General features: G+C 64.3%; 17 protein-coding genes and 1 pseudogene. 2 read left to right on the forward strand and 16 right to left on the reverse strand.

Annotated elements, in window-relative coordinates:
• Positions 1-394: 394 nt before the first annotated feature.
• The 3 genes and pseudogenes from FF100_RS38675 to FF100_RS22305 all read right to left on the reverse strand — a co-directional run bounded on the left by FF100_RS38675 (position 395) and on the right by FF100_RS22305 (position 2,452).
• On the reverse strand, positions 395-613 hold the full coding sequence (locus tag FF100_RS38675; protein WP_139037966.1) for a GCG_CRPN prefix-to-repeats domain-containing protein: 219 nt from the start codon (positions 611-613) through the stop codon (positions 395-397).
• 100 nt (positions 614-713) lie between these two features.
• Positions 714-979, reverse strand: a pseudogene (locus FF100_RS22300) (DUF4113 domain-containing protein); the annotation flags it as partial.
• 24 nt (positions 980-1,003) lie between these two features.
• Complete coding sequence (locus tag FF100_RS22305) at positions 1,004-2,452, reverse strand: MFS transporter (RefSeq protein ID WP_171070290.1); 1,449 nt, start codon at positions 2,450-2,452, stop codon at positions 1,004-1,006.
• Between the two features lie 333 nt (positions 2,453-2,785).
• Here FF100_RS22305 and FF100_RS22310 point away from each other — a divergent pair, with 333 nt between their 5' ends.
• A complete protein-coding gene (locus FF100_RS22310; RefSeq protein ID WP_246102227.1) occupies positions 2,786-3,733 on the forward strand; it encodes a DMT family transporter in 948 nt (315 codons plus the stop codon).
• A gap of 148 nt (positions 3,734-3,881) precedes the next feature.
• Complete coding sequence (locus FF100_RS22315) at positions 3,882-4,913, forward strand: alpha/beta hydrolase (RefSeq protein ID WP_139037968.1); 1,032 nt, start codon at positions 3,882-3,884, stop codon at positions 4,911-4,913.
• A 179-nt stretch (positions 4,914-5,092) separates the two neighbouring features.
• Here FF100_RS22315 and FF100_RS22320 read toward each other — a convergent pair whose 3' ends face one another.
• The 13 genes from FF100_RS22320 to FF100_RS22380 form a co-directional block, all read right to left on the reverse strand.
• Complete coding sequence (locus FF100_RS22320; protein WP_139037969.1) at positions 5,093-6,142, reverse strand: YihY/virulence factor BrkB family protein; 1,050 nt, start codon at positions 6,140-6,142, stop codon at positions 5,093-5,095.
• Between the two features lie 199 nt (positions 6,143-6,341).
• Positions 6,342-6,527: a cupin domain-containing protein gene (locus FF100_RS22325; protein ID WP_139037970.1), complete on the reverse strand. Its 186-nt coding sequence runs from the start codon at positions 6,525-6,527 to the stop codon at positions 6,342-6,344.
• 55 nt (positions 6,528-6,582) lie between these two features.
• Entirely contained in the window at positions 6,583-6,792 is a 210-nt protein-coding gene (locus FF100_RS22330; RefSeq protein WP_139037971.1) for a hypothetical protein, read from the reverse strand.
• A 566-nt stretch (positions 6,793-7,358) separates the two neighbouring features.
• Positions 7,359-7,847 (reverse strand): hypothetical protein, encoded by a 489-nt coding sequence (locus FF100_RS22335; RefSeq protein ID WP_139037972.1) that lies wholly within the window; start codon positions 7,845-7,847, stop codon positions 7,359-7,361.
• An 87-nt stretch (positions 7,848-7,934) separates the two neighbouring features.
• A complete protein-coding gene (locus FF100_RS22340; RefSeq protein ID WP_139037973.1) occupies positions 7,935-9,380 on the reverse strand; it encodes a phage tail tip lysozyme in 1,446 nt (481 codons plus the stop codon).
• Positions 9,381-9,693: 313 nt separating this feature from the next.
• A complete protein-coding gene (locus tag FF100_RS22345; protein WP_139037974.1) occupies positions 9,694-10,368 on the reverse strand; it encodes a hypothetical protein in 675 nt (224 codons plus the stop codon).
• Entirely contained in the window at positions 10,365-10,691 is a 327-nt protein-coding gene (locus tag FF100_RS22350; protein WP_139037975.1) for a hypothetical protein, read from the reverse strand. Before FF100_RS22350 ends, FF100_RS22345 begins: the two co-directional genes overlap by 4 nt.
• 125 nt (positions 10,692-10,816) lie before the next feature.
• Positions 10,817-11,281, reverse strand: coding sequence for a hypothetical protein (locus tag FF100_RS22355; protein WP_139037976.1), 465 nt, complete (start codon positions 11,279-11,281; stop codon positions 10,817-10,819).
• Between the two features lie 569 nt (positions 11,282-11,850).
• On the reverse strand, positions 11,851-12,087 hold the full coding sequence (locus tag FF100_RS22360) for a hypothetical protein (RefSeq protein ID WP_139037977.1): 237 nt from the start codon (positions 12,085-12,087) through the stop codon (positions 11,851-11,853).
• A 47-nt stretch (positions 12,088-12,134) separates the two neighbouring features.
• Positions 12,135-12,398 carry a hypothetical protein gene (locus tag FF100_RS22365; RefSeq protein ID WP_139037978.1) on the reverse strand — a complete coding sequence of 88 codons (264 nt, stop codon included), beginning with the start codon at positions 12,396-12,398 and terminating at the stop codon, positions 12,135-12,137.
• A gap of 22 nt (positions 12,399-12,420) precedes the next feature.
• A complete protein-coding gene (locus FF100_RS22370) occupies positions 12,421-13,845 on the reverse strand; it encodes a hypothetical protein (RefSeq protein WP_139037979.1) in 1,425 nt (474 codons plus the stop codon).
• 3 nt (positions 13,846-13,848) lie between these two features.
• Positions 13,849-14,232: an NAD(P)/FAD-dependent oxidoreductase gene (locus tag FF100_RS22375; RefSeq protein ID WP_139037980.1), complete on the reverse strand. Its 384-nt coding sequence runs from the start codon at positions 14,230-14,232 to the stop codon at positions 13,849-13,851.
• A gap of 116 nt (positions 14,233-14,348) precedes the next feature.
• Positions 14,349-15,038 (reverse strand): recombinase family protein, encoded by a 690-nt coding sequence (locus FF100_RS22380; protein ID WP_139037981.1) that lies wholly within the window; start codon positions 15,036-15,038, stop codon positions 14,349-14,351.
• Between the last annotated feature and the right edge of the window lie 2 nt (positions 15,039-15,040).

Genomic DNA, 15,040 nt, shown 5'->3' on the forward strand with positions numbered 1-15,040 from the left:
TCAACCGTTACATCGCCGAGCACAACGGCAGGCCGAAGCCCTTCGTCTGGACCAAGCCGGCCGCCGCCATCCTCGATGCCGTCAACGGCAACGCTGCACCATCCGTTTGAGTCAAGGCACTAGATAGCGATCAAGGCCCTCCGCTAGACGGTCAGCCGGCAGGCCGCGTCAGAAGCGTTCGCCACCCTGCCGGAAGTGGAACGCCCGCTTCGGGACGGAGGCCCAAGCCCGCTTCCCACCCATAGCAGCGGTAACCGCTCATGTATCGGCGGTCTCACCGAGCGGCCGCGCTCACCATCGGCACCTCGCTCAACCGCGCGGTGAACCGCGGGGAGCGCAATGCATAGCGGCAGGGCGCAAGAACCCTGCCACTATACCGATCAACTCTTTGTGCTCAAATACAGCGCAACGTCCCGTCTGGCATGCGGACTGCGGGGTGGCCCTTTGTCCGCAAGCACCAATTCTGGCGCTGGCCGCCGAATACACATTGCCCCCGATAGTTGCGGTGGCCGTTAGGGCCGCACCCACCAAGTGCAGACGCCGGGGTAGGCATCATCGACGCCACAGTCGAGAGAGCGAAGCCCCCAAGAACTAGCACAGACAATTTCTTCACAGTCGGCTCCCTACGTTCCGCTTCGAGGATTGGCGGATTATCATTCGTAGCGCGGCAAAACGATTGAAGTCTATGGTTGAAATTGTGTCTAATTGTAAATCTATCCAGCAATCGCACTGACCGTCGGCACGTCGCTAAGTCTAGTTGTGAACCGCGGCGAGCGCATCTCGAACTTCGTCGACCAGGGGCGCTTCTCGACCAGCCCCGCCCGTGCCGGCACGACAGCGCCGCGGCCGAACCGGCTGTTGCAGGTATCCATCGCGGCCATCAGCGCACCGGACAGCGGGCGCCGAACAGTGGGCGGGGCGCTCCATCCAGCGGCACGAGATCCTTCGTGACCAGCCCCGCCTTGCTGTAGCGCCTTGGCTGCAGCTCCTGCTCCTTCTAGGCCTACAGCCGCCGCACTGGCAGGGTCCAGGCCAGCACGGCGTTTGCGATGGCAAAGAGCGCTATGGTCGAGAAGGCAGCAGAGAAGCCGCCCTGAATGTGTGTCACCGCCGAAACGCGCGACGCTTCTGACAAACTCGTCAGAGCGGCGGGACCGTGTCGAACGGCGTCGGCGAAGACATCAGCAATCGCAGCATCCCGGCCTAACGTGACGAACAGCACGGCCATCGCGACGGTGACACCGATGGCCGAGCCAACCGACCGCGACAGTTGCACGGACGCAGACGCAGCCCCCAGCAAGGCGGGTGGAGCCTGGGACTGCATTGTGATCTGAGCAACCGGCATGGCCGAGCCTTGGAACACCGCCACGACCGCCAGCATCGTCGGAAGACCCCACGGGCCGAATACAGCCCCGACTGGACCCATCCCGAACGCCACGAGCAGCAAGCCTATCGCCGCTGCGGTCTGACCCACAGCGGGAAAGATGGCGACACGCCCAGTTCGTGAGACCAGCCGCCCCGTGATGAGCGACCCCACCCCGACCGTCGCCGTAAGCGGCAGCATCATCAGCCCGATCTCTCCGGCCGATGCGCCGTCCACCGCTCGCAGGTGGATCGGCAGGATCGTCGCTTCGCTCACCAGCAACGCACCGGAGCAGGCTGCCATGGCGTTCGCTCGCCACATGGCCGGGCGACGCAGCAAGTCGAGTGGGAACAGCGGTTGCGCCGCTCGCCGCTCCTGCCGCTCTAGCAGCACGAGACAGACCAGGGACATCCCGATCCCGAGCAGCGTCGCAGGTTCAACGCGCTGCAGTTGCTCTAGCGCCAACAGGAGCGGCACCACCGATCCGGCGAACAGGAACAGGCCCGGCCAGTCGAATTTCCCGCGCTCGCCGCTGCCCTGGCGGCCGGGTAGCTGCACCAACAGCGCCATTGCCAGTAGACCAAGCGGCAGGTTCACCAGAAAGACCGAAGGCCATCCGAACGCCTGCGTCAGCGCCCCGCCTGCCACCGGACCGAATGTCGAGGAAGCCACGATCACCGCGGCCATAAACCCTTGGGCTCGGCCGAGTTGATGGCGCGCGATGTTCTCGGCCAGCACTGCTTGGCTCAGCACCATCAAGCCGCCGCCGCCGAAGCCCTGCAGAATGCGGGCGCCAACCAGCGTCAGAAGGCTATGAGCTAAGGCGCACAGCACGGACGCCGTGACGAACAGCGCCAAAGCCAGCAGCAGCATGCGTCGCCGCCCGAGAGCATCCCCCAGCCGGCCGTAGACGGGTGCAGCAACGGTGCTGGCCACCAAGTAGGATGCAACCACCCAGGAGACCCGCTCCACGTCGCCGAACTCGCTCGCCATCGCAGGCAGCGCCGCCGTGATGATGGTGCCGTCAACCACAGCTACGAATGTCGGGAGCAGGATTGGCGGAAACACTCGCCGGAGTGGCAAATTCATCGGTGCCATTCTTAGATCGGACCAGCTGGAAAGGGGCTGGCGGTGGCGGTTGAAGAGAGCGGTACACGGATGTGGCAGGCGGAGATATGGCCCCGCTGCTCGCCGCCGTTGCACGCACATCAAGACCTGATTGCGCGCGGGTAGCGGGAGTTGCCGATCATCGCGGTGGAGTGTGTGGCTTCGGCCGGGTATGGGAACGAGCGCGCCGCCAGGATGCATCCCGGGGGTAACCGGGTCGGCGTGATGCAAACTGATAGGTCGCACGACCTCGGCGGATCGGTCGCCGAACTACGACCGCACCCCACTGCTCCAAAAGGCGAAGGGTAGGAAACCGTGGCTGTGAGTATGGGGCGTGCCGTCGTGCCCGTGGGCACCATCGGCGGCATCATGATGATGCTGCTCGGCGTGCTGTTCTTCGCCTTGAACGACACGATGGGCAAATGGCTGCTCGGCACCTACGCGGTTGGTCAGCTCATGCTCGTGCGCAGCATCTCCGGCCTGTGCGTGATGGCGCCTGCTATTCACCGGGTCAGGCTCGGCGGGTTCCGCGATGCACCGCGCCCGGGGTTGCAGCTCGTGCGAGCAGGCTTCTCTACACTGGAAGCATCCCTTTTCTTCTGGGGGGTCAGTACGCTGCCGCTGGCCGAGGTCATGACCTACTACATGGCCGGCCCGATCTACGTGACGGCCCTCTCACCCCTGCTGCTGGGCGAGCATGTGGGCTGGCGTCGCTGGGGCGCCATCGGGATTGGCTTCTGCGGGGTTGCCCTTGCTCTCCACCCCTCCCCGGGGTCGCTGTCCGTGGGAGCGGTGTGCGCCCTCACCGGCAGCTTCTTCTACGCGCTGTTCCTCATCACCACCCGCAAGCTCGCGGCTGTGCCCGGCACCGTACTGATGACGGGCCAACTCGTGTCGTCCCTGATTTTCGGGGCGGCTCTTGTGATGGCCTATGGGTGGACCTCAATAGGACCCACGGACTTCGCGCTGATGCTGCTGCTGGGCGTAGGATCACTACTGGGCAATTTATGTGTGAACCAATCCCTTAGGTTGGCACCTGCAACGACGGTCGTGCCGTATCAGTACACGTTGATCCTGTGGGGGATGCTATTCGGCTACGTCTTCTTCGGCGAGATGATCGGCCCGCTCACAATGGCTGGCGCCGGCATTATCATTGCCAGCGGCCTCTTCATCTTCCTGCGGGAGCAGCAATTGGGACGGAGATCGAAGGCTCGTGATGTACCAACTGAGCTAGTGATCGCGAAGCTGCACGATCTCGACTGAGTGAAAGCAGCTCATTGCCTCTGCCCGCGTAGCCAGTGTCCGAACCGCGCGCGGCGCCGAGCACGTCCGTGATGACAGGGGTGCGGGTAGTCAAGTACACGTTCATCGACGATGGCGGCCAACGTCACGCGAATGGGAGGAACTGTCGATGCAGGGAATGATGCGCGCGATTGCGGCCGTCGCCCTCTGTACCATCCCCTTGGCAGCTCGGGCCGAGTACCGCGTGCGTGAGATCGGCAGCTTCCATATTGGCGGGCACGAGGTCGTGCTCGAAGGGCTGCCAAAGTCGCAGATAAGCTTCACTGCGGGCATGGCACCAATCACTGTCGATCCGAATGGCCAGTTCGAGACCGGACAGATGTACGTGCAGTACGTCAAGCTTGCAGAGCCCTCCGCGCCGCTGCCGATCCTGCTATGGCATGGGGGCGGGCTGTCAGGGGTAACTTGGGAGACGAAACCCGACGGCAAGCCGGGCTGGCAGCAGTTCTTCCTCGAGCACGGCTACGACACCTACGTCTCAGACGCTGTCGAGCGAGGGCGCGCCTCGTGGTCGCGCTACCCGGAGATCTACACCTCTCCCCCGCTCTTCCGCACAAAACGCGAGGGCTGGGACATCTTCCGCATTGGCCCCGCCGACGGCTGGGCACAGGAGCCGAACGCACGCCAAGCGTTTGAAGGCACGCAGTTCCCGATCTCAGACTATGATCAGTTCGCCAAACAGGCGATACCGCGCTGGGCGACGAACGACGCGGCGACACAAGCCGCCTACGACGCCTACGTGCGCAAGGTCTGCCCCTGCGTGATCGTGGTGCACAGCCAGGGCGGCAATTTCGGCTACACCGCCGCGCTTCACAACCCGGACTTGGTCAAGGCTCTCGTGCTCGTCGAGCCATCCGGCGCGCCCGACCCCGCGAAGGCGGACGCAAGCGCGGTGAAGGGCATCCCGCACCTCGTGGTGTGGGGCGACTACCTCGATCGGGTGCCATTCTGGACGCCGCTGGTGAAGGCGAACGCCGCGTGGCGCGACGCGGTGAACAAGGCCGGGGGACACGTCGAGTGGCTCGAGCTACCTAAGGCCGGCCATCACGGCAACACGCACATGCTAATGATGGATCGGAACTCGGACGCGGTTGCCGCGCGCGTCTCCGATTGGCTCGGCCAGCAGAAGCTGACGCGGTGACGATGCCGCGGCTCCGCAGCGATTCGGCGGCCCGCCGGTCCGCAGCCGTCTCCTCGTGCCGCTGCTCGGCGGTCTTCTCGGGTACCTTCCGCGCCGGCCACCGGCGCTTTGGGTCGAGGCCGGCGGCGCGGCTCGACTCTCCTCATGGGCGGGCCGCACCTGCCGCTCGCCCACCACCGTCAGGGATTGCCGGGCTGAGCGGGGCCGACAGTGTCCGCCGCATAGGCGTCCCGCGATCCGAGCGGCCGCGGCCGCCCGGTCGTACTGTCCAGTGCCGTCTGCCGCTCCAGCTCCGAATTCAGCTCTGCGCCGATCAGCACGATGGCCACCGACAGCCACATCCACGTCATGAAGCCCACCCCGGCTCCAAGCGATCCGTAGGTTCGGTTGTAGCTGTCGAAGCTCGACACGTACCAGGAGAACAGCACGGAGGTGCAGACCCACAGCAGCGCCGCCAGAACGGCGCCCCAGGTCACCCAGCGCCACTTCGCCTCCCGCCGGCTGGGACCGTAACGGTAGATCAGGGAGAGTCCCGCGCCGACCACGATCAACAGCAGCGGCCAGCGCGCCACTCTCAGGACCGTGTCGGCCAGCGGACCGAGCCCGACTTCGCCGAGCACCACCGGCAGGACGACCACGATGCCGATGGCGGCCACCACGAAAACGATGCCGCTGAACGTGAACAGCAGCGATGTGGAATAGAGCTGCAGCAGCGTGCGCTTCTCCCGCTCCTTGTAGATGACGTTCAGCGCGTCGAAGAGATACATCACTCCGGAGTTCGCGCTCCAGAACGCGATGAGGAAGCTGACGACGGACGCTGAGCTGAGGGCGCCCGTGCTCTTCTGGGCGATGCGGGTCATCTCGTCGGTGAGCAGCGCCAACACGCCGGCGGGGAGGATGCCGGTCAGCAACGTGAGATGCTGGCTGATCGCGCGGGGATCCGAGAGCAGGCCGTAAAGCGAGACGACGGTCGCGATGCCGGGGAAGGCCGCCAGCAGGGTGAAGAAGGAGACGCCGCCCGCCGTCGCGAGCACGCGGTCCTGCGGCATCGACCAGAACACCCGCGCCAGGATGTCGAGCCAGCCGCGCGCCGGGATCTGCTCGGGTCGGGCCGCGGTGCGGCCCCGGTCGGGCTCGCGGGCACGTCGGATGGTGCGGGCGAGCGAGATGTCGTCGTGGGGACGCGTGCTGCGTGAGCGCCAGTCCTCGCCGTCGTCGTCCTGCCTCATGGGATGCCCTCCCTGGTGGAGTGGCCCGCGAAGGGTCGCCGTCGATCAATCAGTGCACCGCCTTCGCTCTGGTGGGCATGCAACGGAGATGGAGGGGCTACCCCACGGGCGGCCCTATCATGCTCCAAGATGCACTTGGCAGGCGAGCGGCCGCCTCAGGGCTTGCCGGAATTCTTCCTGCTCGGATCGTCCGCCGGATTTACGTGATCGGCCCGAACGGACCCACCCCGGACACCTGTGCCGTTGCAGGTTCAGCCGACGTCCAGAAAGAGTAGGGCAACTTGGACGGCAGGAACACGAAGCCACCCTGCTCCATCGGTTTCCCGCGCGCCTTGTCGACGGTCTCACCCATGGCATGAATCAGCGAGCCCGAGAGCAGCGTCACGCTCTCGTCGGTCGCGTGCGTGGGAGGGGCACCGCAGGCCCCTCCCACGAAGCAATCATCGTGGTGTCGGCGACTCGCCGGGCTTCAGGTGGCGGTCCTCGCCGTCAGGGCCGCTTTGCGACACATGGGAGTGAAGCCGGTCGAGGTGATCGAAGACGTGCTCGAAAGCCCGCGTAACCGCCTCCTCGAACGAGCCGTCACCCCTGCCCTGTGCGGCTTTGGGGGCGCTGAGGAGTTGCTGATGCTTCTCGGTTTCGCTCGACACGGCATGCTCCTGCCGGTGAGATACCGACTTGGACGGCAAGCCCTTGCCATCGGCTCCGGTTCCTGTCGCATCGTTGCAGACCCCGCCGAGAAACAAAGTCGCGGCTCGTAAAGTGCAATCCCGGCACCGTCGTGAATGGTGGATCGTCGTACGGCGACCTCGACAGGGTCGCGACCGATCCCCATAGCTTCATCGGCCAATGCGACGCCTAGGTATGCGATGCGGTTCCTGTTTGCGGCCCTGCCTGTCCTAATGTGCTCGCCGGCTATGGCGCAGGAAGTGCCGAAGGCGATGCGAGGGGTCTGGGCCGCGTCCGGCAACGACTGCGAAGCCTACTATTAGAGCCGCGATACTCCCCCGACCGGCGACAACCTTATCGTAATCACGAGCGGTGAGGTCCGAGGGCGCTCGGCCGCGCCGGTTTCTTGCGCCAGTGCAGCAGCTTTTCAAACTGACGGGTCTGGGTTCGAGGGCGTGAAGATGAACTATCGTCTCCGCAACGGACACATCCTCGCGGAGACGATTGGCGATGCTCGCGCCTCCGGGCTGTTCCTTAGATGCGCCGATTAGCGCACCGCGCCTTGAGCATTCCGCAAGCTGAACTCTTGGAAGCGGGTAAGGGCGCGGGTCGTCGCATCGGCCGTATCCGCCGCCGTTCCGCTGCCCTGGACGTTAACGGTGATGTTCTGCGGCATGTTGAGCGTTCTGGACGATGAGTTGTCGGTGTTGCTGACGCCTAGCGGGCCGGCGTCAGCCCCATGGCGAGCGGTGAAGTCCAACTTGCCCAGAGCGCGACTGAGACGGCTGTAATGCCCGTCGTCGGCCGCCACGACCTGTTCGTCACTGAGGTTCGTGGCCTGCCCGATCGGGCGACCGTTTGAGAGGCGCCCCACGCTGTCGAGGTTCGGCAGCCACCGCCGCGCGTGAGCCGCCCGGCCGCCCTCTTCTCCCGGCCCAAACCGCTCGCTCTCGCGTACGCCATGGATAGCATCATCGATCGACGGATTGTTGCGCAAGATCGCCCCGCCGCGAGCTGTCCGGCGGTGATCGTACATCTCGTCTCCCGGCTTCGCGTCGTGCTCCGCCACCCACGCCTTAGTCTGCCAGCGAACATCGTAGGGATCGCCACCTTGACGCTGGATCTAGCGCGCAATTCGAGGCCAGCGATCCTTGTCCCACTGCCACAAGCCGGTGTGCCCGCCCTTCACGTTGTTTGCGGCTCTGGGGTTGAACCCGCGTTCGGTCTGCATTGAGCCGACAACCGCGGCAATCGCGTTGTCGCTGTAGCCGGCTGTGCGAAGCTCATCGATGATGGCCCTAGCGTTTTCGCTCCGGCCGATCTTCCCCAGGCTCACAGATCCTTGCTTGCCGGTCTGGTAGCCGTGCCGAATACTCGGCGGCTTGTTGCCGGTGATCCAATCCTTAGCCCGGCCGAGCGCACGGGCGATCCGCCCCTGACGGTAGGGCTCAAGAGCACCCTTGCCCGTCGCGCCGCCAGCACCAGCCTCAGGAACGGGCGAGGTCCAATCGGGCATACCGCCGCCAGTCCAATCGCTCTCGCGGAACCCACTCTTGATGCCAGCGCCTACAGCTGCCGCTACCTTATCCAGCCCGACAAGCTGAATAAGCTTCACGATGTAATCATAATCTCGCTTAACCGTATTGCCCAGGTCCGTGAACGTCTCCTTAAGTTCTTTCATCAGACGAGGCAGTCCGCCCGACTCATTGAAATTGGAAACCATCGTTTCAAACATCAGCTTATAGATGTCGAATAGTGGGCCATAAAAAGCCTTGGCTCCCCTTTCCGCAACTTCTAGACCTTTGCCGACTTGTGTCCAGAAGGCATCGATTTGCGGACCATACCTGACAACCGTATCCGAGAGGTAGTCCATCACCTTTTTAATGATAGGATAAAACGTCTCCAGCGTCCGCGCCGACAAAATCTCAAGCGTCGAAGTCAATCGACGCCAGAAATTCATCAGTTCGGCGCTGCGCTTGCCTAGATCGCCCTGATTTAGGCCGAGTGACCGGGACGTGTGGTCATATTCCTCTTTGAACCGCTTGAGTTGGTCTCCGTGATCGCGGATCGCGCGGAAACTTTCCTCGTCAATCCCAAGCGATTGAGCGTAGGTGAAACCGATGTGATACGGCTTCTTGCGGAAGACCTCTCCAAGATCGCGAAAAATGTCCGTCGTCTCTCGAAGCTTGCCGTTCTCCCGAGTTGCAACACCAAGGCTTTTAACCAAGCCCTCGTAGCCCGGATTTGCTCTCATTTGGCGCGCGAACGCCTCGACAGAGGCTTTGGCACCTTCGTAAGTCCCTCCAAGCTGTGAAACGGCGTAGGCAAGCCCCTTGAGGTTCTGCACCGTCGTGCCGGCCTTCTGAGAGGCGTAGGACAGCCCCTCAAATGAACCCGCCAACTTGATCGCCGCCACCGCCGCGGCAGCCGCCATCGCTGCCAATGCTTCCGATACAGCCTCAATAGCTTTGCTGGCACCAGCAAGGGCGGTCATCATCTTTTTCTGACTGGCTTCATCGGTTTTGAACTCGATTGAGAACATAAATTGCTTTAGAATATCGTCAGCCATTTCAGTATTCCTCTAAATCGTTCTGCTAATTGACGGGGGTCTCACCAAGCGAGATGCCGCGCTGGGCCTGCAAAATTGGAATGCCTTTAGTCGAGCTTGTCGCAACACATGTCGCGATCGTGTACCATTCATTTCCTCTTGTATCCCCAATATGGTCAGTGAACAGGACTTTATAGAACCCATCCATCGTAACATCGGGTATAAGAGAGTTGTTTTTCTCCGCCGTGTATCCCGGATCAAATACTTGCTTTTCGATGCTTTTCTGATCTATGTGGACCAGGGCGCCGATTTTGATGCGCGGGTTCAGCAGGGTTCAAACGACAATCCCGCCAATGGTTTGCTGGGGTCTGCCGACCATGCCGGTTCTGCTATTGAGGACGATGGCGTCGCCCGGAAGCGTGCCGGTGTTCTTCACCATCTGAAACACACCGTTCTGGATGCTCGGCGTGCATTGCGTCGCGAAAGCGATGCTCCTTAGCCTGTCCGCTGCCATACCGGTCAGAACGGCGCCGCGAATGAACCGCTTAGCCCCAAGGTCGGCTATGTGGCCGAGGGTGACGCCGTGTTCTTGGAATGCCTTGAAGCACTCCATCACCTGATCTTTATAGGTGTGGCCGGAGGCGAGGGCCTTGTTGACCACGCCATAATTCAAGGCGGTTCCCGCATCCGAGGCGAGAGTGAACACGAAGCTATCAACAAGGCTCTCTTTGCCGGTTATGGTCTGAATGATTTCACCCTTAAAAATCAGACCCTCATTTCCCTCATACCCGGCAGACAAACTGACCTTGCCAAGCTCTATCTGAAATTTGGCTTCGCTTGCCTGAGACAGATTATAGACCGTGATGCGCGCACTGTTTGGCGTCATCGCTTCGCCGTGCCTTATGTCAAATTTGAAACGGAGTGCCCTCTGGTCTTTCGCGTCGATCGTAATCGTATCGCCGCCCTTCTCAAAAGAAAGCGTTGCGCTGCAAAGGTACTGGCGTGTCATGCGGCCTGTCCATCATCTGGGGGCTGCGGACCAAGGAAGGCGTCGCGCAGCACCCCGCGTTCGCGGATCACCCTGAGGGCGGCGTAGAGGGCATCGGCGAAGACGTGCGCGTCCGGCACGGCGGCGGCGGGGAATAGCTCGCACTTCACGGTGGCGATCTCGGCCACGGCGGTGCCCGCCCGCACGGCGACTACCATCGGCTCGCCGTCATCGCTCTCGGCGTGGAGCAACACCACCTCAAGCCAGCCAACCTCGCCCATCACGCAGATCTGCGACATGGTTCGGCCGGACAGACGGGAGGGGAATTGCAGTACGTCGGTCATCTGCGATCCATGAATGAGGTTGCCGGCCGCGGGAACGAGACTTCGCCCCGCCGGCTGTCGCTGTTACTTGTCGCGCCACTGAACGACTTGGCGCAGCCCGGGAGTGCCGTACCCGGGATCTCTCACTACAGGGCCGCGCTGGCGTCGCCGTCGAGACGGCGCATCAGGTCCGACCACAGGGCGGTGTGTTCCTGGCGCTCCGCGTCAGAGCCGACAGCCGGCATACCCATTCCACCGCCAGCCCCGAGCTTCGCGGTGGTGGGCAGAACCTGGGGCTGGTAGCCGGTCGTGCCGGCTTGGAGAATGCCGTGAACGATGTTGCTAGCCACCTTAGCCCGGTGATGAACCCGCTCTGCCTCCTCGCCCCGGATCGCGATGGCCTCGGCGACGACGCGGACCACTTCACGCTTGGCCGTGGCTACCTCGGTCTCGGCGGCTGCGAGGATGGCCCGCTTTTCCTCCAGGACGGCCGCCAGCTGGCGCGCGGCCTGACGGGCGGATTCGGGCAGCCACCCGGGCCTTGTCGCCCTCCAGGCGGGCTGCCAGGGCTGCGGGATCGGGTGCAAGGTCGGGAACGGCGCCCACGCCACCGGCCGCGGACCACGCTGCGATCCGGGCGGCCAGATCGTCGCCGCCGCGCACCTCGGTCGTCATGGTAACAGCGGCGCGGCCTTCCGCCTCGGCCTCGACGCGCTTGGCGTGGCTCACCGCCGTCTCAGCGCCGTCCAGATCCCGGCGGGCCTGATCCCTGATCCGGATCGCATCGGCCAGCCGAGCGCGGGGGCCTGCCTCGTCGGGGATCGGCGGCAGAGGCGGGAGCGTAGCCACGACAGGGTTGGCCGCCGGCCGTTGCGCTGCCTGATGCCGCTCAGCCATGAGCTTCTGCACTTCGGCCGCGGTTTGCGGACCGGTGTCAGTCGCCCGCGCCGCGAGACGGGCGCTAGGAGGCGCAGCATTGGCCGTGGAGGGCATCGGGCCGGATTGTAGCCCTGAGGCGTGACAAGCCGCTCCTGAGCCCGCTCTGGGGCCACTACGGGCATAGCAGCCGCAGGACCGGAGATACCGGCAGCGCGAGCACGCTCCGCAACAAGGGCGTCCACCTCGGCATGGCTCTGCGGAGCGCGACCGGCGGGTGCGAAGGTGTGAATGGCGGCGCTCATCATTTCGTCCCCCGGCGATAGAAGGCGTCAGCAGCGGCTTGGGTCTCGGCCAGTTGCTTGCGCTGGCGCTGTACGCTGTCGTTCCAGGATCGATCGAAGCTTATTGTATAGGCTAGTCGCGCGGCGCGGGCAGTGAAGGCGCGGTCCTCCACGCGCTGTTGAAGGTTGTCTAGGTGCCGGCCCAGGCGGTTCATTGCGGCAAGGGCGCCCTGCGCGGCTGTGACAGCATCGTTCACCTTGCGATCAAGCGTTCGGGTAGCTCGTGAGGACATATCGGTTTCCCTCAGTTGGCGGCTGTAGTCGCGCTCTTGGCGACCTCGTCTAGGACTGCTTCAGCAAAACCAGGCTCGTTGCCTCCGCCGATCAGGAAGCCGGCCACTACGAACAAGGCGAGGGTCGCGGTCACGTCAGGATCAGCGGGCAGGCCGACGCGCTCCAGCACACCCTTGGCAGCAGCCTCGGCGCCGGCCAGCGGTCGATTGAGCAGGGGATTGGTGAGCTCGACCGCGGCGAAGGCTTCGCGGGCGGTGTCGGTATCGGGGATCACGTTTCGCTGCTCCAATTCAAATCTATCCAGCGAGCCTCGCCCACATGGATGGGTCGTAATCACTCTGGACACCAATAGTCACACAGACTCCAGCCACGGCGTTCGCGACGTCGTCGTGCGCGCCTTTAATTTGCGGATGATCGATGATGTCTCGGCCAGTACCGCGGGTCGTGCGCCGTTCCAGCGATGTCAGCTGAGCCTCAAGCTTCGGCACATCGAGCAGCCGGCAGCGCGCGCTGTTCAGGATCGGCAGCAACTCGCGATAGAGGTCAGACTTGCTCTTCTCGCTCGGCTCATATGTGACCCCGTGCGCCGCGAACCGATCCCGGACCCAAGCCGCCCCGTACCGGTCGCCCGTGATCCTGTGGATGCGATAGGTCTTGCAGAGCGCGGCAAACTCCGCTGTCACTGCATCGGGCGAGCCGCGCACCTCGCGGACTGCGTCGAGCACCACCAGATCGCCGTCCACGTGCGCGATTGCCATTGCATGGCTGTCGGCGCCGCCGCCCGACACGTCGACGAAGGCCGCGTAATGCGTCCCGTGGACCGGCCGTACCTCGCGCACACCCTTAGGCACGCAGGCCTGCACCGTCTCAATGAAAACAAAGGCTTCGCTGTCGGTCCGGAACCGCGCACCCCACTCGGCTGCTGCCGCCACCGGATCGTCCCGATAGGCTTCCTCTTCCTCAGCGAGCACCGTCTCGCTCTTGTGCATCGCCTGGGTCGGCGCCTGGATCACCAGCACCCGAGGGTTGCCCCCGGCGCCGTAGTTCTTCCGGTAGAGGTCCCAGAGTGCCCCACGCCTCGCGTAAGGGCTCGACAGGACGAACAGAGGGCCGCCGAGCGTGCCAAGGCCGGGGCGAAGGGCGCGCAACACCTCCGTGTCGGGATTGGCGCCGTCGACGCTCCAGAAGGCGATTTCGTCCGCTACGGCCGCCACAGGCGTCGGGCCGCGCGTGGTCTTGAAGCTCGCCGTCATCACCTGGATGTCGATGCGGTTCGTAAGCCGGATCGTGTCCGCGATGGGATCGCCTTCCAGGTACTCACGGCAGGCAGGCGACTCCTGAAACACGCCGAGGATGTAGTTCAGGCACTCCTTGGCCGTGTCCTTGGCAGCAGCCATCACGGGGACACGCCCGCGCTGTCCGGGAGCGAAATCGTCCGTGTAGTCGATGCAGCGGGCGAAGTAGGCCGCCGCCGCCGCCATCGCGCGGGTCTTGCCGGCGCGCCGTCCGCAAACCGCGACGATCTCCTTGCAGGGCTTGTCCGGCTCGCGGTCGCGGCCACCGGTCAGCTCACGGAAGATCTCGCGCTCGGCATCGGTCAACGCCTCGCCCTGACTGGCGATCAGCACGACGCGCCAAGCCGCCCAGGACGGCCCTGGAAGCACGGTGCCGAACATCTCGGGATCGGCCAGCGCCTCGCGCATGCTGGTCAGCCGACGCATTGCTCAGGCCTTCCTGGCCGCGTTGCGCTCGTCCCACGTCGAGCCGCGCGCCGCCTTCGGAGGCCCCATCCTTCTGGCCTGGCGGTCCATCCGGTCGCCGATCTGGCCAAGGGCTTCCAGGTCGACATTCTGGCCGCTGGCCAGCGTCGCGTGCAGCTTGGCCAGTTCGACTGCCAACCCGGCGTAGGCGCGAGCTGCCTCGCGCTGAGTGACGGACATGGCAGCCCGGCCGCCCCGCTCGGCCTCAACCTCGTCCAGCACGGATTTGTAGTGCCGCGCCGCCTCGGTGCTGCCCGGCACGGTCACGAAGAACGGCCGACTGCCGTTTGCGAGCGCAGAGCGCTGCTTAGGAGACCGATTGATGGCAGGGGGAGATTGGAACGACATGCAACCGCTCGGAAGTGACCGAGCCAATATAGTCGCTTTAGATCATAATTTCTAGATAGTACAATGTTATGCTATGTTGTCTTTAGTTATGCCTGACCGGCAATGCTTGATGCCGGCTAGTTGGCCAGTCGTGCCAGCACTCGCGAAACCTGCGTCGTGGTCCAAGTGTCGCCGCCCCGGCTGGTCGGGATGCGCTTCTCGGTGAGGGCGCGGGCGATGGCCGTGGCGGACGTGATGCCGGCGGCGCGCAGTTCGGCAATCGTCGGAGCAAGGTCAGCGGTCCGCGCTCGCGCCTTAGCCGTCTGGGCGGCCCTCCCGGCCTCGCTGACGGCCTTCGGCACGGTGGTGCCCCGGTTGCCTCCGAGCTTAGTCCCGCGGGCCTTGGCGGCCGCCAGGGCCGCCTTGGTGCGAGCGCTGATAAGCCCCGCCTCCAACTCGGCCACAGCGACCATCTGGTTGAGCATGAACCGACCGGCCGGTCCTTCGATCTGTGGGAGATCGGCGAAGCGCACCTCAACACCGCTCTCAAGCAGCCGGGACAAGAAGGCTACAGAGCGGGTGAGCCGATCCACCTTGGCCACGACGAGCGGGACGCGATGCAGACGGGCCGCTGCAAGCGCGGTGTCCAGTGCTGGCCGCGCGTCGTTGCGACCGCTCTCCACCTCGACGTGCTCGGCCAGGATCTTCCAGTCGCCTCCGTTGAGGTAGCGGGCGACGGCCTCACGCTGCGCCTCGATGCCGAGGCCGGACTTGCCCTGACGGTCGGTGCTCACGCGCAGGTAGGAGACAAAACCGCCGGCCGCCATCT

It is taken from the genome of Methylobacterium terricola, from assembly GCF_006151805.1.
Lineage (GTDB): Bacteria > Pseudomonadota > Alphaproteobacteria > Rhizobiales > Beijerinckiaceae > Methylobacterium > Methylobacterium terricola.

Coding starts and splice junctions, on each gene's coding strand:
- FF100_RS22305 (WP_171070290.1), bottom strand. CDS start 2,452: ATGAATTTGCCACTCCGGCGAGTGTTTCCGCCAATCCTGCTCCCGACA.
- FF100_RS22315 (WP_139037968.1), top strand. CDS start 3,882: ATGCAGGGAATGATGCGCGCGATTGCGGCCGTCGCCCTCTGTACCATC.
- FF100_RS22320 (WP_139037969.1), bottom strand. CDS start 6,142: ATGAGGCAGGACGACGACGGCGAGGACTGGCGCTCACGCAGCACGCGT.
- FF100_RS22335 (WP_139037972.1), bottom strand. CDS start 7,847: ATGTACGATCACCGCCGGACAGCTCGCGGCGGGGCGATCTTGCGCAAC.
- FF100_RS22340 (WP_139037973.1), bottom strand. CDS start 9,380: ATGGCTGACGATATTCTAAAGCAATTTATGTTCTCAATCGAGTTCAAA.
- FF100_RS22345 (WP_139037974.1), bottom strand. CDS start 10,368: ATGACACGCCAGTACCTTTGCAGCGCAACGCTTTCTTTTGAGAAGGGC.
- FF100_RS22350 (WP_139037975.1), bottom strand. CDS start 10,691: ATGACCGACGTACTGCAATTCCCCTCCCGTCTGTCCGGCCGAACCATG.
- FF100_RS22370 (WP_139037979.1), bottom strand. CDS start 13,845: ATGCGTCGGCTGACCAGCATGCGCGAGGCGCTGGCCGATCCCGAGATG.
- FF100_RS22375 (WP_139037980.1), bottom strand. CDS start 14,232: ATGTCGTTCCAATCTCCCCCTGCCATCAATCGGTCTCCTAAGCAGCGC.
- FF100_RS22380 (WP_139037981.1), bottom strand. CDS start 15,038: ATGGCGGCCGGCGGTTTTGTCTCCTACCTGCGCGTGAGCACCGACCGT.